Genomic DNA, 18,050 nt, shown 5'->3' with positions numbered 1-18,050 from the left:
TATTTATTAAAAAGTGTACACTTAACGACCTCATTAAGATTAAAATATCCACTCCCCTTCTTGTGCAATTAGGCCAAAAATTGATCGTTTAGATAAAGAAACCAATGATTAAATCCCACTTGCCATAATTTTTCTCCATGCTAATCTCAGAATAAATAATTACACCGAAAAACTAAAATTAGAATAATAAATTGACAACACCTATTTAAAGGGGATAAACATGGAATCATATAGAAAAACAAAGTTAAGTCTTCTAGTTTCAGCAGCTTTACTTTCTTCTTCAGCGCTTGCCGCTGATGAAGCAGATAAAAACGCTAAAAAAGAAGCTAAAGAAAAAGAGATTGAAGTGATTAATGTCGTAGGCATCCGATCTTCACTACGAGAGAATTTGAACAATAAACGTTTTTCAGACACGATTGTTGATTCAATTAATACCGAAGACATTTCTAAAAACCCAGATAAAAACATGGCTGAAGCGTTACAACGTATTCCAGGCGTGCAAATTGAACGTGAATTTGGCGAAGGTGCTAAAATCTCTATCCGTGGTACATCTCCTGAATTAACCAATACATTGGTAAATGGTCAATCAGCTAAATCGGCTGAGTATTTACCAGGTCGTTCAGAAAGTAACGGTTTTAACTTTTCTAATATTCCTGCTGAAAGTGTTTCAAAAATTGAAGTTCACAAATCTGCACGTGCTGATATAGATGCCGGTGGTATCGGTGGTACCGTAATCTTGCATACTAAAAAGCCACTTGAACAAGAAAATGGTTATGGTTACTTCAATATAGAAGGTGAATATAACGATTCATCTGAAAAATCGTCCCCTCAAATTTCAACAGCTTACAACTTCAAAAATGAAGATGAAACGTTTGGTGCTTCTATCGCGATTAGTTTACAAGAGCGTAATTCATTCCGTACCGGTTTTGAATCTGATGGCATGTCAGGTTCTGCTGGTGCAACAAGCACAGGTTTTGCGCAAACAGATGCCATTACTTGTCCTACAGAAGAATGTTTAAGTACCGATATTAAGTTACGCGACATGAGCAATCATAACTTAATCATAACCCGTCATATGGCGTTAAACGGCTACACTTATGGTGACCTATTAAATGCTGCTGGCTCTACATCGGTTCCATGGAATAACTTTACAAGAAACTATGGTGACGTAAATGAAGTCATCGATCCAAACTATATAGATCCACTTTGGGCATTATTTTGGAACAGTCGCAGATCTGCAGGTTTAGGCCAAACTCCAGGTAGAACATTGGGTGACTATGTTTATGCTCCAGCTTTTGAAAAACAAGAAAAACGTTTAGATGCAACGGTAAATCTTCAGTGGGCTCCTACTGATGAATTAAGCTTTAATTTAGAGTTAAACAGCAACAAAACTGATTCTGATAATAAAAGCGACAACCTTTATGCTCAACCGCACAGATTGGTTCAATATTTATATTCTAACGAAGTTGAAGGTATAGACCCTCGCTTAGTAATGGATGCAGAAAAAGATATTGTTTACTCTGCAACTGGTCCTATTGATGGCGTTCACCTTATAACGGGTCCTGGTGATCTACGTGATGGTGGTGGTTATTATGCTGGCCAAGCAATCTGGGGCGAAATGATCCGTAGAGGGTCAAATGACAGAACCGGCTCAGGTACTGAACAAAATAGATTCCACTTAACTATGGATTACGCAGGAGATGTAGTTACTGCTAAAGTTCAAGCGGGTCAAACGCGTGCAGAAAGTACCGCTTTAGACCGAGGTACTGTACTTGCGAGTCGTTATGGTGATTATGCGGACCCATATTCTGGAGACCTACATGATGTAAAACTACCTACTTATGAAGGCGTTAACTTAGGTTATGGTTACAACCCAGATACAGGTAAAGTTTATTGGGGCGTTGAAGCTGATCCATCATTAACAGGGGACACATTAGCTGCTGCACAAGCACGTGCAGAGAACTTCTTATTAGCACCAACAAATGAGTTCTACCTTCTTCAAGGTGGTTTAACAAATACAGCAAGATATCGCGAAAATGTTGAAAACTTTTTACAAGCTGATGTTAGTTATGAGCTAGACAATACTTTTTATATTGATAGCGTAAAAATGGGGGCGAAATATCGCAACATTCAGCGTGATCAAACATACTTCTCAGAAAGTGTTCGTCATCATGGTTATGCGAATGAATCTAGCCCATTCCCACTAGTTTTAGCCGAAGATCTTGTTGGTGGAACCGTTTCAGGCTTAGACAGTGCAGGACATGATACTCCAACTGAATATTTTGATATTGACCAATCTAAGCGTGACGCATTACTAGAAAATAATTTCTTACTGTATCACTCTGAAGGCACACCAAACCAAGGGTTCTGTGAGCAAGCAATTGCTGACTCAGGTTCTTCAAATTATGTAGGTTGTCGCTCAGGTATGACTGAATCTAAAGCTTCAGCTTATGACGTAACAGAAGAGATTGCTTCTTTTTACGCTATGACAAACTTCAGCGGTGAAAACTTCCGAGGTAATGTTGGTGTACGTGTTGTTGATACACAACGTGAATCAACTAGTTACGAAGTAGCGAAAGATGAAAATGGTGTACTTATGTCATATCCAACGGATGAGAATGCCGATGGGTATATCGCTGAAAAAGCTGGCTTTAATATGTATGAGCCGCTAGTTCAAAAGAGTAGCACTCAAGATGTATTACCAAGCTTTAACTTATCTGTGGACTTAGCTGAGGACCTTATATTAAGAGCCGCTTGGTCTAAAAATATTTCACATCCTAGCTTAACGCAAATGAGAAGTAACTTTAGTTTGGTTACTGAGAGATTCAGATTATACGATGATGGTCGTCCTCAAGATTTAACACCTGAAGGCAACGCGGAAAGAATCAATCCAGACTCTCAACGTCGTGGCTCTGTTGGTAATGCTGATTTAGGTTCTTACCAGTCAATCAATAGTGAATTAGGTTTAGAGTGGTATTTCTCTGAGTCATCATTGTTTGCAGTAACGGCATTCCAAAAAGATATAACAAATATGGTACGTTCAACGTCTAGCGTTCAAGACCTATCGTATCTTGGTGAAGCTGGAGTAACCGACAATAACGGTTATGAAGTGTCGGGTGATTACATTGTAAGTTCTTACTTTAATACCGGTGAACAACTAGTTAAAGGTTTAGAATTCCAATTACAACACGACTTTGGCAACGGATTTGGTTCGTTACTTAACTACACTTATACCGATGTGCCTGATCAGAAGTTTACTCAAAATTCATTTTCTACCATCTTGGATGAAAGTAGTTTTGAAACTCACCAAGCCGATCCGGAACAACGTGAATACTACCGTGTAACAGGTTTCTTAACTGAAACAACGACTCAGACAGAACCTATGTATGGTCAATCTGAAGACACATTAAATGCTTCGGTTTACTATGAAAACGACGATTTCTCAGTACGTCTTTCATACAACTACCGCAGTGAGTTTGCTAGTGGCGGTTCACTAAAAGGTATTCAATATACTGATGCACGTCAGCAGTTCGATGCAAAAGCAACTTATGCGATTACTGATAATGTTGTAGCCACGTTCGCTATTACTAACTTAACTAACGAAAATGTTGTTCAATATATTGAATCTTCACAGATTGTTAATGACCCAGTTATTAACAAGATGAAGTGGATTGACGAAGTTGACGACAGTGGTGTTGCTACCGGTAATCGTGTCATCGCAACTGATGAAGATGGTGTTGGTATCATTGAATCTACTATTACAGGTGAAGAAGCATTTACTATGTTATCTGAAGCTAGTGGTGTACCAGTAGCAGAACTTAAACCGTACTATGAAAACCATTTAAACAAGATATATGTTAATGAATGGACTAATGGCCGTCGTTTCTATGCAGGAATAAACTGGACATTCTAATAAACACAATTTATGGCCCATCATCTCTTTTACAGTGATGGGTCATTAAATTTAATTTTAAACGGTCTTTGTATTTATTTTTAATTGATACAAGACCGTTTTTTCTTTTGTAGCTGACTAACTACAGTCGCTATTCTTAACCAATCCCCCCGCAATTAGACAAGCCTCCGCCCCCCTATTAAACAAACTACACCAACTCACCTTTAGAGCTAATTCCGCATTAAGTTTATAACTACGACGCCCCTTAACCACTCACATGCCATTGAAGATGTTAAACATGACTCTATTTCTTGGACTTAACATTACCTAAGCGTCTGGTAATTTTTCATTTTCGGCAATACTGACGGCTATCCATCACGCCTCAGGAGAAAAATACAGGAGAACACTAGTATTAAGTATCTTGTATCGATGTTGGCAAGAAGAGTCCTACACACGCCTTTGAGTGAGTTTTGAGTTTGAGTTTTGAGTTTGAGTTTGAGTTTGAGTTTGAGTTTGAGTTTAGAGTTTGAGTTTGAGCTTGAGCTTGAGCTTGAGCTTAGAGCTTAGAGCTTAGAGCTTAGAGCTTAGAGCTTAGAGCTTAGAGCTTAGAGCTCAGAGCTCGGTATTTAATAAATAGAAGTGAAAATAAAGGGAATGTAGCAAGGCTAGATTAATAAGGATAAAAAGTAAGAACTCTGTCCTTAACAATAATCATCACCTTGCTAAGTGGATTACATAATTTCGTTGATAGAAATTAACGTTACTGGCTTATACTATGATTTACGCTTATAGATCCGCACAGCTCCAAAACAACGGATTAGAATAAGCATAATGAGCGTGGTCATACTAACGCTACCACCACTGCTTTTCGCTTCTTCTTCATCGCTGCTTTTATCTTCTTCAACTGGTTCACTCGTGCCATCACCGTCACTGCCGCTTTCGGCCGGTTTCTCTTCATCTTCTATAATAACGACACTGACAGAGCTTATCTCACCTAATGTCGCATGAGAATCTGTTGGGACGGTTAATTTAATGCTAAATGTACGGTCTCCGCTGTAGGTATCATTATTTATAATATTTAGAGTTACTACCTTTTTACTGTCCTCCGGTAGGAAAGTAAATTCAGTTTCAACGATAGTATAATCTTGATTTAATGTTGCGGTATCATCAACGCCTTCAACGAGGATAGCAATTTCACCAATAAAATTACCCGTTCTATTAAGGGTTAATGTAAATGTTGGTTCATTTTCATTGACTTGAATTTCACTAATTGAAAATCCAATTGCCCCCGATGGTGTAAATTCATTGTCATTGCCATCTAATATTCCGTCGCTATCACTGTCAGGGTTTAAAGGGCTAGTTGAGTTGGTGAACTCTTGTAAATTGTTGGCACCATCTAAATCGGTGTCGGATTGAGCATCATTTGGATCAAAGATATCCAGGCCATAGGTTAATTCCCATTCATTTGGCAGACCATCATCATCCAAATCCGTATCTCCCTCAGTAAAGGTTATACGGTCTGTGTAATATCTTGATAAGCCAACTAAGTCTGGATGAAGCGCATTAGATTCAGTAAATACACTTTCCTGTTTAGATGGTTTTGTAAAGCCGCCAAATAATGTTCCAATTCTATTATTATATTCAACTTTATAGTCCCAAAGCTCATGTTCTTCACCTTTGAATTTTAGCACCTTCTCTAACACCGAAAGTAAGGTATTGGCAGGGATAACGACATTTTGACTATTATCATCATCTGCCGTTCCTTCTGGTTTAAAAGCGGTCTTGATTAAGGTTGTTAGTTTATCGTCACTTTGCAGTTGCTCGATACTTGCCCAATTACTTTGAGTATTGCCATTGAGTATTTTGCCACCATAAATAAATCCTTGTTGACCGTTGTACTCAACACCATAGTAAATTTCGTTGTCATCTCCACTCATGGTAACTGACAATACGCTCAAGGTGGTTTCATACTCTACAGTTGCAAGAACATTGTCAGAATTCAACGCTTCTAACATTGAAATACCATCAGGGTTCAATACGATAATTTCATCATCAACACGTGCAATACTGATATATTCTTTTGGCAAAGAATTAACATCCACTAACTGGGTTGTTTGCTCAAGTTTGTCAAAGTCCCCTACTAAAATGTAACCTTGTGAGAACGTATCCTTTATTTTGTAATAAACTTGGCCTGAATTACTTTCTGATAAACCGTTAACGATAATGTCTAACACTTGATATGGTTTACCCCACGTAATTGAACTTCCTGTTTTTGTGCCTCCGACAGTGTCATAAATATCTGGAGTCGATGTAGCAAATCCATTCGTTTTGGCCACAAATTTCATTGCATTGCCAGTGAATGCTAAATGTGGTGAAGCATCTTGGTAACAAGCTTTGGCTTCATTAATGACTTTACTGTATTCATCAGTCACACTACTTGAAGGAAAAACATTACCTTTTGTCGCACCATATTGTAAGTTTAGACATAATAGATCTTTAGCATTTTCTACACACTCTAATGCATCATCAACTAATAGACAGTGTTCACCTGACTCCAACGTTATTTCGCGGTTAACCCAGTTAGCAGGGTCGTCAGAGTCTACTTCAACCATCCCTTCGGCGGCACTACATCCTCTCTCTTCTTCCATATAACATTGAATATCAAGGGCAGTGACTAACTCTTGATTAGTGATATGAGTCAGCCAATCTGCGTTTTGAATTTTCTCCAAATAGCCCTGATCGTTTTGTGCCCAAACGTCACTAGGATCTGTCCAGCGGCAAACCTTACTTGGCCCCCCGTTATATGCAGAGTAAGCCGCTCTTGAACGTTGTAACCAAGATGTTTCGGACTCTACACAACTTGCGTTTGCTGCGTTTTGCCATTCAGCAAAGAATATTTCCATACCGTAAGTGATATTTTTAAAGATATGCCAACCGGCGCCTTCTTCTATTTTGGTAAAATGCCATCTATCATCAATTTGAACCAAGCCATGACCATGGCCAGAATCACCTCGTAACATTTGAACGAGCCCACTTTGGCTATAACGATAGTGTGTCCAGTACGATTCTTGATGTGCTTTAGCAAAATTAGCTAATTGCCACGCTTCAATTTCAGCTTCTGAAGCTCCTGGCTGGCGAGATTGAATATAATATCGGGTTGACGCTTTAAGCACGGCATAAAGTTCGTTCATGAATCTAGCACGTTCACCTGCTTCCACCTGATGGTCAAACATGATGGCACTGAAGTTTTCAAGAACGAAATGGGGTTGCCCCCAAGGCTCGACATCACATGCGATTGCAAAACTACCGAATCCACCTCCCCAAGGAGTTTGGTTGAAACACAGATAATAATCTTCTGTATCCCATGGCGCGGCTTTTACACTGGGTGGCGCACCACAAAGTATAAAAATAAAAGCGAGATAGGCGATGGTGTATTTTAAGAAACGGTTGTTATTCATATTTGAACTCCAAAACATGGGCTGAATTGAGTAAAATAATATTGAATACAAGCTGTTAATTTGCTGGGTTTATGAATCTTTTTTTAGTTAATTTTGTGCAAAATATAAGCAAGGCTCAAAAAACGACAATTTTTTATTGAGCACCTTTATTAGAGTCATTTAAAAGTGGAAAAGTTATCCTAAAATGACAACCGGTAGTTGCAGGTTCCAATTGTATATCGCCGCCATGAGCTTTTAATAATGTCTTTAATATTGCCAAACCTAACCCCGTGCCCCCACTTTGTTTAGCCGTGGTAAAAAAAGGTTCAAAAATTCGTTTAGCGTTTTGTTCTGTAATGCCTTTGCCATTGTCTGAAAAAGATAAAACAATATTATTTTTTAATTTAATTAACTTAATTGTTATTTCATCTCCCCCATGTTGAATCACATTTTCAAATAAATTTACAAAAACACTCGTGATTAATTCATCATCCATATGAATTGAAAACTCATTGCCATCTACATCGAAATGTATCGCAGAAAAAGTAGATTCATAATGCTTTATTTGCTTGGATAAAATGGTAATTAAGTCATTCTTTTTGCTTGAAACTTTCATATTGTCAGCCTTAGCTAACTCAGTCAATTGAGCCATCAACAGGTTCATACGTGAACAATTGTCAGAGATGATCTGATAAAAACGACAACTCTCTTTTTTTGACAACTCGCCGTGATGGTCGGACAAAATATCAACCGCACCATTGATGGACGTGATAGGCGTTTTAAATTCATGAGAAACATATGACGCAAATTTCTTAATATGTTCAGCTCTATCCATTTGTTTGTTGGACATTTGTACTATGGTATTTGATAAGAGTTCAAACTCAGCCGTAATAGGTGATTTTAAAGGGGTTAACTTAAGCCAACGACCATCTGTTGCATTTTTAGCCTGGGTAACGAGTGCTCTAATTGGCATAGCTATCGTGTAGGCTGAGAAAATCGTGATGGCTAGAATTCCCAACATAACCAAGACTAAAAAAGATAGGTACATTTTTCTATTTTGATAAAGATGCTGAAATGTATTTGGAGGTGTCCTTAATATGTGAACGGCTCCAATGACCCTCTTATTAATGACTATAGGGTGGGTCACATGAACGCGGATATTACTGCTTCTGCTAATGGGAGAAAAAAAACTGTCTTCTTCGGGGGACTTGCGACGAATGACTTTAGTCGTAACGCCTTTGAGTGCTTGTTTTACATCGTTCTGATTGGTCAATGCCAATAACTTAGTCCAACCGGTGGACGCGATGATAATACCATTATAATCAAGAATTCTTATGCCGGATAAAGTCGTAAGTTGGGTTTCTTGCAGCAAGTCATCAAACCTAGGACCTAAATCTAATGCTAATTTGTCTGGTTTTATATCAACAGGAATAGGAGGTGGAGCTTGCTCTAATACTTCATCACTGAAAAGGTCGAGAGAGGCCGGCAAAGGTCGCCACTTGCCTAGAGAAGGATCCTCTTTTATCCAATATTTTTCTTCTTGAGCAACACCGTAATTGTTAAAATCAACATCCGGATTTTGTTCTATGAGTGACCGCTTAAACACATTCGAAATAATAACACCTTGTGTGATTAATTCATTTTCGGTTTCACGAACTAAATTACTGTCGTATAAATTAAATAATGCAATTCCAGTAATTGGTAAAGCTAAAATAATCAAATTAATGATGAGTAAAATGTGACTGAGCTTTAATACTTTCATAATTAATTTAAAGTAATGTTTCGCATGCGTTGACCCTATAACCGACACCATGCACGGTATCGATAGGACAACCATTCACTTCTTTAAACTTATTCCGAATTCGCCTTAAGTGACTGTCGATTGTTCGGTCGCTAACCGCTATATTATTTTGATAACTGTTTTCCATTAACTGCTCGCGAGAAAAAACATGGGCAGGACGAGAAGCCATTGTTTTTAACATAGAAAATTCTGTCGCCGTTAACTCGACTTGCTGTGATGACCAAGTCACCACATGCGTACTGGTATTGATGCGAAGATGCCCATGACTAATTTCGCAGTCTACATCTTTTGTTTCTACTATGACCTGACTTCTTCTTAAAATAGCTTTTATTCTGGCAATTAACTCTCTTGGACTAAATGGCTTAGCAACATAATCATCAGCCCCGATTTCTAATCCTAAAATCCTATCGATTTCTTCATCTTTGGCAGATAAAAATAAAACCGGAGTATCTGAGATTCTTTTAATTTCCTTACAAACCTCTAACCCATCAAGTTCTGGCATCCCCACATCTAATACTATTAGGTCGGGTTTGTGTTCCTTAAATTGCAATAAAGCGGAATTTCCATCAGAAGCTTCAATAACATCAAAGTTAGCTTTGGTTAAAGCAAATGTAATAATTTCAACTATATGATGGTCATCATCTACAACTAGTATTTTATTCTTCATTTTTTTAATTAGTTACCTACGTCAGGAAGTTAGAAATTCTAAAAAAGAACTCAAAATCTAATATCTGCAATTACGATAATTTATTCAAGTTATTTCTCAATCAGGAATTAAAATTTCTTATAAAGTGCACTGTATAGCGTTTGCATACCTTTTGCACAAAATATGATTTGTAATTACTTTATTTTTCACTTCTATCGACAAATTTATTGTACATATTGACCCTGAGTGAGTTTAGTTACAAGTAAGCTTGTCAAAAAGAAGTGTTGAATTTCATAGGTATAGAATACGTCTACCTTTACTTTCCACCAGCTTCATTGAACAAACTTTCCCTTAAAAAGGTTAACTCAGCGAGATCAAATTAAGTACAAAGTTTGTGTTGGTCTCAAGCTATTTGCAAAACACAGACTGTAAATATTATTTAAATAGTGAGTATGGATGACTCCTTACTGAATTTAGCTTCAGATTGATGGTGCAAGCTGCACATCATTAATTAACTTTAGACGTAAAGTTGGCTGTAGCTATTAGTCTTCCTTCTGAAATGGATTCGGTTGGAAGGCGCCTTTTAATAAGCTGGTACTTTGTATTTTAAAGCGCTTCTAAGTATCAGCTTCTTTAACCTTTATGAATACAGCGTTTATTGTGGATATAAAAAGTATGAAAAAAACCTTTCTTGCGGTAACGCTTATATTTATCAGTTTCTGGACTTGGAAATTATTTCAATCTGATATGGGTTATTTAGAGCAAAACTTGGCTCAAAAGATAATGTTAGATATCCGTTATTATTGCCCAGACATGGATTCAGCGAAAATAGCTTCTGGAGAAGAAAAGTGCAAAACCCCCATCACGGAATTGCCTGAGGAAATTGCTGAATTAATAAGTGAAACCTCTTTGGGAGGGATCATATTATTTGCAGACAACCTTCAGTCTGTTGAGCAAATTATTCAACTAACCACAGACTTACAACAAGCGGCTGCAAAATCAGAATTACAACAACCTCTCTTTATTTCCGTCGACCAAGAAGGAGGCCGAGTAGTCAGGCTACCGCGTACTCTCGCAACATCATTTACGGGTAATATGTCTATAGGAAATACTTATAAAACAGACGGCACAACCCTAGCAACTCAGGTAGGTAAAGCCATTGGTTCTGAGCTTAATGTGCTAGGGATAAATGTAAATCATGCACCTAGCGTTGATGTCAATGTCAATCCGAGAAATCCAGTTATTAACGTTAGATCTTTTAGTAACGATCCAAAAGTAGTCGCTGATTTAGGCATAGCTACGGTCAATGGAATGCAATCTCAAGGCGTGCTTGCAACACTTAAACACTTTCCTGGTCATGGTGATACTGATATAGACAGCCATCATGGCCTTCCAATTGTTCACCACGATAATGAAACGATTACCAATGTTGATTTATACCCATTCCAGCAAGCTATTGATAAATCTGATATTAACATGATTATGACTGCCCACATTCAGTACCCTAAATTAGATAACTCTATGGTAATTAATAAATTTGGGCAAAAAATGATGCGCCCCGCAACAATATCAAAAGCAATCCTAACCGACCTGCTGAGAGATAAAATGGGTTATAAAGGGCTTATTATTACCGACGCGCTGGATATGGCCGGAATCGCAGATTTTTTCACCCCAGTCGAAGCCACTTTAAATACGTTTGAAGCCGGTACAGACATTGCCATGATGCCAATGAAAATACGAACTCGATCTGATATAGAAGGATTCAAATCGCTACTTAAATCATTAGCACTGCGGGTTAATGAAGAGTCAGAGATAAAAAATACCATTAGAGAATCTGTACTTAGGGTAATCAAAGTCAAAAATAAATTTATTGCAAACTCAAGCCTTGAAACGCCAATGGAAATAAAAATTAACCAGGCAAATCAAACCCTAGGTAATGAAAAACATCAGGCGTTGGAAAAACAATTAGCGCAGCGTGGATTGGATTCTAATATTAAAAACAACAAAATAGTTGCAGCTCTTAAAAATTCAAAAAGTATTCATATTGTCGCAGCTAAATATAGACAAGCCAAAGCCTTAGAGCAGTTTATCAACGACAAAATTACGACTATGCCGAATAAAAAAGTGTCTGCACTTTCGATTAAAGCCCCTAAAGAACAGCAATTGATGAATGTGATCCAAAGCGAAGTGGTGATTGTCGCCATTGATGGTATGAAAAGTTTAGTGATGGTTGGCGGCGCTGAAGATCACCAGCAAGAAAACCTTGATAACAGCAAAACAAACATTTTAGAACTACTTAAACTGGCAAAAGAAAAAGGTAAATCAACCATTCTAGTCAGTATGAATCTGCCAATACAGAACGAAGCCATTACACAATATGCCGATTGGGTCATCACAACGTTTGACGATTCAACTTACTTTGATAAATCAAATAAACGTTATAAATCCCCTGCTCTTGACGCATTGGCCTCTATATTATTTGAACAAATTTAATTAACGGTCTAAATAGAAACGGTTAATGAATATTAACCGTTATCGCTGCTCTATAGATAAATAGGACTAAGGTTAGGTTAAACATAACTGAGAAGTTCAGCAACACTCTGCATAATGCGGTCACGGGCTATTCGCTATCAACCCCTTCAACGTAATATGTAGGGTGTGAAAATAGTCTTGTGTTAACCATATTCGTACTCTGCCAATAATAAAAAACAACAGTCTGAGCTAGTACATCTGCACAATACTGATATATAGCCATCCTCAAATGTCACCTAAGGTTTATGAGCTATTTAATAATCAGAGTTAGGTTACCCTCCTGACGTTTTCTTTTTATATTCATTAATATTCGACCACAACGCGTTAGCTCGTTTACTATTCTGTGGTAGCGTTTTTGCAATAGACTCATACAAAGCTATATTATTGGCATTTAAATAAGGCAATATTTTCTGAGCTATTTCTTGAGCTACATAAAAACTGCCCGTTTGCAGTGATTGAGTAAATAACTGATCTGTTTGAGCGCTTAGATTAGGATAGCGAAGCAATTCATCCATTGCTTGGTTCATAATTTTAGCGTCATAACTTTTTTCTAGGCTAGAAATTAAGGCTAAGGCATTTTCTGTATTTAATGCACTTGCACGCATCATATTAATCACTTCTTCCTGCACATGGCCGTCTGGGTAATCAATAAACAAACGAATTAATTCATTAGTCTCTGCATCTACATAGCCATTTTCTATCGTAAGTTGTTTATATGCTTCTAATTTTTCTTTTATTTTTTGTCCTCGTAAAAGCTCTGACGCTCTTGAGTCACTATTATCTACAGGGCATGAATTATTTAAATGGCATGTTTTTAAATCGTTTAATTCCTTGATCAGTCCTTGTCTTTGAAGCTCTTGATTTTGCGTTAATAAAGGCTCGGTTGCTTTCCCAGTTTCTTTTAATGGCAATTCGTCTACCTTAGGTTCAATAACTGCGTCCTGAACTGAATTTTGGTCTGTTAATTTATTTTGGATATGACTTTCTGGCTCAGAGTTATTTTCTATAATCTCTGTTTTTAAATCATTCGGTTTCGTTTTAAGCGTTTCTAACGCGATAACGGTAACTAGGACTAATCCAAGGGTTATTAGAATTTTATTACTCATGACTTACCTTATTTTATAGTTATTTAGGCTTTGTGATAAAAAACGTGCCTTGGCACTTTTAGGAGGTAATTGCGTTAACAATGATTGATAAGAGGCAATGTTATCTTCATTAAGAAGCACTGAGATATTTTTAGCGACGGCTTTAGCTGCACTAAAACTTCCCGATGTTAATACACCACTTATCACTTCAAAAGTTTCTTGTTCCAACTCAGGATATCTTGCTAGTTCATCAAGGCTCATTTTTACTAACGACGCATCTCTAAGCTTACCAAACTGTCTCAATATTACTTTTCCAGTGCTCATTTTTGCAGTTTGTGGAGACAATAATGATAAAGCAGCTTGTTGTACTAACTGATTTGGGTACTGATACCAAAACTGGCCTAGTTCAACAAATTCTGCGTGTTCCCCTATATTTTTCTGCAGCTCAATTGCTCTGTTTATTTGTTGGCTAATTTTTTCACCAAGCAAATAAAAGCTGTTTCTTGGGTTGTTGAGATCTTGGGGGCAAGAACTTGTCGACTCGCAGGATTCAAGTGCTGACAACTCCTGCAATATATCGTCGATGGCTACCTGAGTCTTAGCGACAACCTGAGGGCTAAACATAAGCAAGATTGTTACAACATTAACTATCATATATTTCATGCACGTCCTCTAGAAGAAAACAGAGTGTTAGTGGCAACACTCGAGATAATGGTGGTTAATTATTGTCTATCCTAATCCTTGCAGACTAGGTTTTACCAAGATTCAAATAACCATTACATATAAAGCCAATTTGGCCATTCTAAGTTAGTTGATAATATACAAAAAATAGCATTGTTTGTTTAAAAATAGAGTCTTTACTTTGCCAATTTTGCGCATTTTATGTGCAGGATTGTTTTAATTTGGCTTTAAGATTTAACAAAATTAAAGGCCTAATTATCCTAAGGTCTGCTTTGCGTATTAAATGCGGAGACTTTGCGCAATTTTGGCAAATTATATTAGCTTCAAATGAGTAAGATGGCGCTTACTTAGTAAAAGTGTACTTAAAAATCAATGTGGTTATATTTATGTTTTCCGTAAAAAATGCTGTTCCAAATCGTCATTTTTCATCACTTAATAAAAATAGTAAGTTTGTATTACTCATCGCTATTTTATTTTTAGTCTCATGTAGTTCTTTAAATGTCGATTTCATTGAGTCCAACAATAAGAGCAACCGAATCAAGCTTTTAGTCATGCATTATACGGCAATAGACTATAAAAAATCCCTTTCAGCCTTAGTTAATAAAGGCAGTGGAGTAAGTTCGCATTATTTAATTCCTGAGCGTAATGATGAGAGTTACAATGAGAGTGACATCAAGGTTTTGCAATTAGTAGACGAATCTGAACGAGCTTGGCATGCTGGATCAAGTTATTGGCAAGGCCGGACTGATTTAAACGATCAGTCAATCGGTATAGAAATTGTTAATGTACCGACTTGTCATCAACAAAGCATAGAAATTGATATTGATACTGAGGCTGAAGTTGAAGAGCAAGTAACTCAACAGCATCAACTACCACTTGAATCAATGTGTTATTACCCAGATTACGATCCTGAGCAAATTGAAACTTTAATCAAGCTAACCCAAGACATCTTAAAACGGAATCCTGACATAGGGCCAACTCAAATTGTTGGCCATTCAGATATTGCGCCAGCTAGAAAAAGTGATCCTGGCCCTAGATTTCCATGGCAACAATTGTATCAAGCTGGCATCGGGGCTTGGTATGATAAAGATGATGTTCAGAAGTATTGGGATATATTTATATCTACCGAGATACCTAATACAGGTTTAATACAAGCTGCATTAAAAACATACGGTTATCAAATAATTGAGACGGGTATTTGGGACAAACAAACACAAGACGTTGTTTCAGCGTTTCAGGCACATTTTATACCTTGGCAAGTAACAGGCAAAGCGGATGAACAATTTGCAGCTACGTTATTCGCCTTATTAGATAAGTACTTTCCTAAACATGCAGAATGGTTATTAGCACGTTATGAAAGAGAGAGTCGTTATCAACCTGAACAAGAGCATATTGTTAAATTAGGTCAAGTTGATCAAATCTTCCCTCAACCTAAATTGCTGAAAAATAGCTTAGTAAACAACCGTACCACTTTTAAAGGTTATAAAGATAAAGGTCATTTAACACTTAATAATATCGACGCTCGTTCCGCTGACATTTTTATTAATGGTAAATTATTAAAAATGACTGAAAATTTATCTGATGGAAAACAATATACATTCCCTATGGCAGGGTATTCAGTCAATGGCGTGAACACATTAAAAGTCGAGAATGTATTGCCAGAAAATAGCCAGATTAATATTACTATTCCATTTACAACCTTAGTTGATAAAACCGCTGAGCATAAAAAACAGTTTGAAGCGGTTGATAAGTTAATTGAGAAAGATATAGAAGATGGCTTTCCTGGTGCTGTGTTAATGGTAGTAAGAAATGGCGAAATCATTAAGAACTCATCTTATGGTTACGCCCGTAAGTTTGAAGATGGTGGCAATGAATTAACGTCGCCAGAAACCATGACGACACAACATTTATTTGATATCGCCTCTAATACAAAGATGTTTGCTACTAACTTGGCATTAATGAAGTTAAATACCGAAGGAAAGTTAGATTTCAATCAGACTATTCAACACTATTTACCTGAATACCAAGGAAAAGGTAAAGATAGTATTTTAGTCAAAGATCTACTCACCCACTCTGCCGGGTATGCACCTGAAGTTAAGTTTTTTAAACCAGACAATAAACTAGGTGAACGATTTTACTCACAAACACCTGAACGAACCAAAAGACTATTAATCAATAAGGTACCACTGCAAATAGGCAGAAACGTACGCCAAGTTTATAGCGATACTGATTATATGCTTTTAGGTGTGTTGGTCGAAAGAATTACAGGTATGCCATTAGATCAATATTCGGAAATGGAGATCTATAGACCATTAGGTTTATCACACACAAAATTTAACCCTTTAAAGAAGGGATTTAACAAATCACAAACGGCAGCCACGGAAATATTTGGCAACAGCAGAAGCGGCCGCATTAGTTTTCCAAATATTAGAACTGAGGTGCTTCAAGGTGAAGTGCATGATGAAAAAGCGTTTTATTCTTTAGGTGGCGTAGCTGGTCATGCTGGGTTGTTCTCAACAACTGGTGATTTAGCAGTTTTGACCCAGTTATTACTAAACCGCGGTGGATACGGAGATTTGTCTATGATTAGTTCTAGTGTTATCGATCAATTTGTTAAGCCATCGGATAAAAATGGCACTTACGGCTTAGGCTGGCGCCGAGCCAACAATGGCAATAGAAAATTTCACTTTGGTCCTTACGCAAGTCCATTAGCTTACGGACATACCGGCTGGACAGGTACAGTTACTGTTATAGACCCAGAATATGACTTAGCTATTATCTTATTAACCAACGCCCGTCACAGTGTTATTGAAGGGGACGAAAAGCATTATGCTTTTCAAGGTAAGTTATTTGAAACTGGTCGTTATGGTAGTGTGATCTCACTTGTTTATGAAGCCATATTAAATAATCGCTCCAAATAAAAGAGAATTGATGAGGGACGCAGCTGCATGCTCGAAGCTGTAAGCTGTAAGGAAAAATCAAGATCTGATGGGGGCGAAGTAAAAATATTAAGTTTGAGCTGCCCCCTAAAACCGATAAGACAGAGCAAGGTTAAATACTCACACTAACTCATAATTGGACAGTGAAAATACCGTTGCCACCCACTTTAAATTTTAGGGATAAGCTACCTTCTTTACTTCGTAATAATTATTTCTGCCAGCATCCACATGCCTACCGATAATTTTAAATCCATAAGTATTTAATATTTTTTTGTACTTTTTAAAACCAAGAGAGTGACATTCAACTCCTGTAGTTAAATCACTCCATTTTCCTTTTCGAGTTGGAGCTGTGAATAAAAACCTACTGTCGATTCTTAGTGTATTAGATATCTTTTTAAAAAATATTTCTTGATCATTTTCAGATAGCAAAAATACTAGCCCAATAGAAATTGCAGCATCAAATTTTCTATCGAACAGTTTAGCATCCTGTATTTTTTCACAAGCTACAGGTATGTTTGGAAATTTTGATGAAAAGTCAGATAATAAAGTTGGCGATGAATCAATTGCCCATACTTTCATACCCGCCTTTATTAGTTCTTTTGTAATTGGATATCCAGTACCGCATGCCACTTCAAGAATTTCAGTTCCTAAGTCGAAGCTTCCAGCCCAATCCTTAGCAATATTTAAGCCCACCTGTGAACTATTTCTATGTGTCAGAAATTTCTTTGAGTTTTTTTCGTATGCAATAGAAGAATCCATAATTTGTCCAGAAAATAACATTGCCACCCACTTTAAATGAAACTTAGACAATTTGTAAATTTAAAATAAATTGTAGATTTTTAATCGAAGTTTAATTTGAAATATTGAGTGTAATTGTACGCTTTTACTCGTCTTTTTGGCTTGGTTTAACTTTTGGGTTGAATGTTAGATATACACTTATCTTAGCGGATTCTGATTTGATATTTTGTCTTTATGGTAAATTCTTTTACTGGCTTTTTTGGGTGTTAAGCTAGTAACTTTCTACAACTCGATAAGTT

Annotated in this window: 9 protein-coding genes; 3 read left to right on the top strand and 6 right to left on the bottom strand. The window is 37.1% G+C overall.

The genetic code is table 11. From position 1 onward, the window contains the following. Positions 1-220: 220 nt before the first annotated feature. The gene (locus KO505_RS06495) at positions 221-3,913 is read left to right on the top strand and encodes a TonB-dependent receptor (RefSeq protein ID WP_216054647.1); all 3,693 of its coding nucleotides are present in this window, start codon (positions 221-223) and stop codon (positions 3,911-3,913) included. Positions 3,914-4,665: 752 nt separating this feature from the next. Here KO505_RS06495 and KO505_RS06490 read toward each other — a convergent pair. The 3 genes from KO505_RS06490 to KO505_RS06480 form a co-directional block, all read right to left on the bottom strand. Continuing rightward, positions 4,666-7,350, bottom strand: a complete 2,685-nt coding sequence (locus tag KO505_RS06490) for a Calx-beta domain-containing protein (RefSeq protein WP_216054646.1) — start codon at positions 7,348-7,350, stop codon at positions 4,666-4,668. 133 nt (positions 7,351-7,483) lie between these two features. Next, positions 7,484-9,091 carry a sensor histidine kinase KdpD gene (locus KO505_RS06485; protein WP_216054645.1) on the bottom strand — a complete coding sequence of 536 codons (1,608 nt, stop codon included), beginning with the start codon at positions 9,089-9,091 and terminating at the stop codon, positions 7,484-7,486. A gap of 7 nt (positions 9,092-9,098) precedes the next feature. After that, positions 9,099-9,797, bottom strand: coding sequence for a response regulator transcription factor (locus tag KO505_RS06480; RefSeq protein ID WP_216054644.1), 699 nt, complete (start codon positions 9,795-9,797; stop codon positions 9,099-9,101). Between the two features lie 654 nt (positions 9,798-10,451). Here KO505_RS06480 and KO505_RS06475 point away from each other — a divergent pair. Further along, complete coding sequence (locus KO505_RS06475) at positions 10,452-12,269, top strand: glycoside hydrolase family 3 protein (protein ID WP_216054643.1); 1,818 nt, start codon at positions 10,452-10,454, stop codon at positions 12,267-12,269. Between the two features lie 311 nt (positions 12,270-12,580). Here the strand turns inward: KO505_RS06475 and KO505_RS06470 are convergent, their stop codons facing one another. Together KO505_RS06470 and KO505_RS06465 are read right to left on the bottom strand one after the other, a co-directional pair. Further along, positions 12,581-13,414, bottom strand: a complete 834-nt coding sequence (locus tag KO505_RS06470; RefSeq protein ID WP_216054642.1) for a hypothetical protein — start codon at positions 13,412-13,414, stop codon at positions 12,581-12,583. A 3-nt stretch (positions 13,415-13,417) separates the two neighbouring features. Next, positions 13,418-14,056, bottom strand: coding sequence for a hypothetical protein (locus tag KO505_RS06465; protein ID WP_216054641.1), 639 nt, complete (start codon positions 14,054-14,056; stop codon positions 13,418-13,420). A 404-nt stretch (positions 14,057-14,460) separates the two neighbouring features. Between KO505_RS06465 and pbp4b the strand changes: the two genes are divergently transcribed. Beyond that, positions 14,461-16,995 carry a penicillin binding protein PBP4B gene (gene pbp4b / locus KO505_RS06460; protein ID WP_216054640.1) on the top strand — a complete coding sequence of 845 codons (2,535 nt, stop codon included), beginning with the start codon at positions 14,461-14,463 and terminating at the stop codon, positions 16,993-16,995. Between the two features lie 192 nt (positions 16,996-17,187). On the opposite strand, the gene KO505_RS06455 is transcribed toward pbp4b, so the two are convergent. Further along, positions 17,188-17,772 (bottom strand): class I SAM-dependent methyltransferase, encoded by a 585-nt coding sequence (locus KO505_RS06455; RefSeq protein ID WP_216054639.1) that lies wholly within the window; start codon positions 17,770-17,772, stop codon positions 17,188-17,190. Between the last annotated feature and the right edge of the window lie 278 nt (positions 17,773-18,050).

It is taken from the genome of Psychrosphaera sp. F3M07, assembly GCF_018860345.1.
Lineage (GTDB): Bacteria > Pseudomonadota > Gammaproteobacteria > Enterobacterales > Alteromonadaceae > Psychrosphaera > Psychrosphaera aquimarina.
The sequence above is the reverse complement of the archived record's forward strand: the minus strand, read 5'-3'. Positions and strand labels throughout refer to the sequence as shown.

Bases quoted from the DNA above. Each gene is read 5' to 3' on its own strand.
- KO505_RS06495 (WP_216054647.1), top strand. From the start codon at position 221: ATGGAATCATATAGAAAAACAAAGTTAAGTCTTCTAGTTTCAGCAGCT.
- KO505_RS06490 (WP_216054646.1), bottom strand. From the start codon at position 7,350: ATGAATAACAACCGTTTCTTAAAATACACCATCGCCTATCTCGCTTTT.
- KO505_RS06485 (WP_216054645.1), bottom strand. From the start codon at position 9,091: ATGAAAGTATTAAAGCTCAGTCACATTTTACTCATCATTAATTTGATT.
- KO505_RS06480 (WP_216054644.1), bottom strand. From the start codon at position 9,797: ATGAAGAATAAAATACTAGTTGTAGATGATGACCATCATATAGTTGAA.
- KO505_RS06475 (WP_216054643.1), top strand. From the start codon at position 10,452: ATGAAAAAAACCTTTCTTGCGGTAACGCTTATATTTATCAGTTTCTGG.
- KO505_RS06470 (WP_216054642.1), bottom strand. From the start codon at position 13,414: ATGAGTAATAAAATTCTAATAACCCTTGGATTAGTCCTAGTTACCGTT.
- KO505_RS06465 (WP_216054641.1), bottom strand. From the start codon at position 14,056: ATGAAATATATGATAGTTAATGTTGTAACAATCTTGCTTATGTTTAGC.
- pbp4b (WP_216054640.1), top strand. From the start codon at position 14,461: ATGTTTTCCGTAAAAAATGCTGTTCCAAATCGTCATTTTTCATCACTT.
- KO505_RS06455 (WP_216054639.1), bottom strand. From the start codon at position 17,772: ATGGATTCTTCTATTGCATACGAAAAAAACTCAAAGAAATTTCTGACA.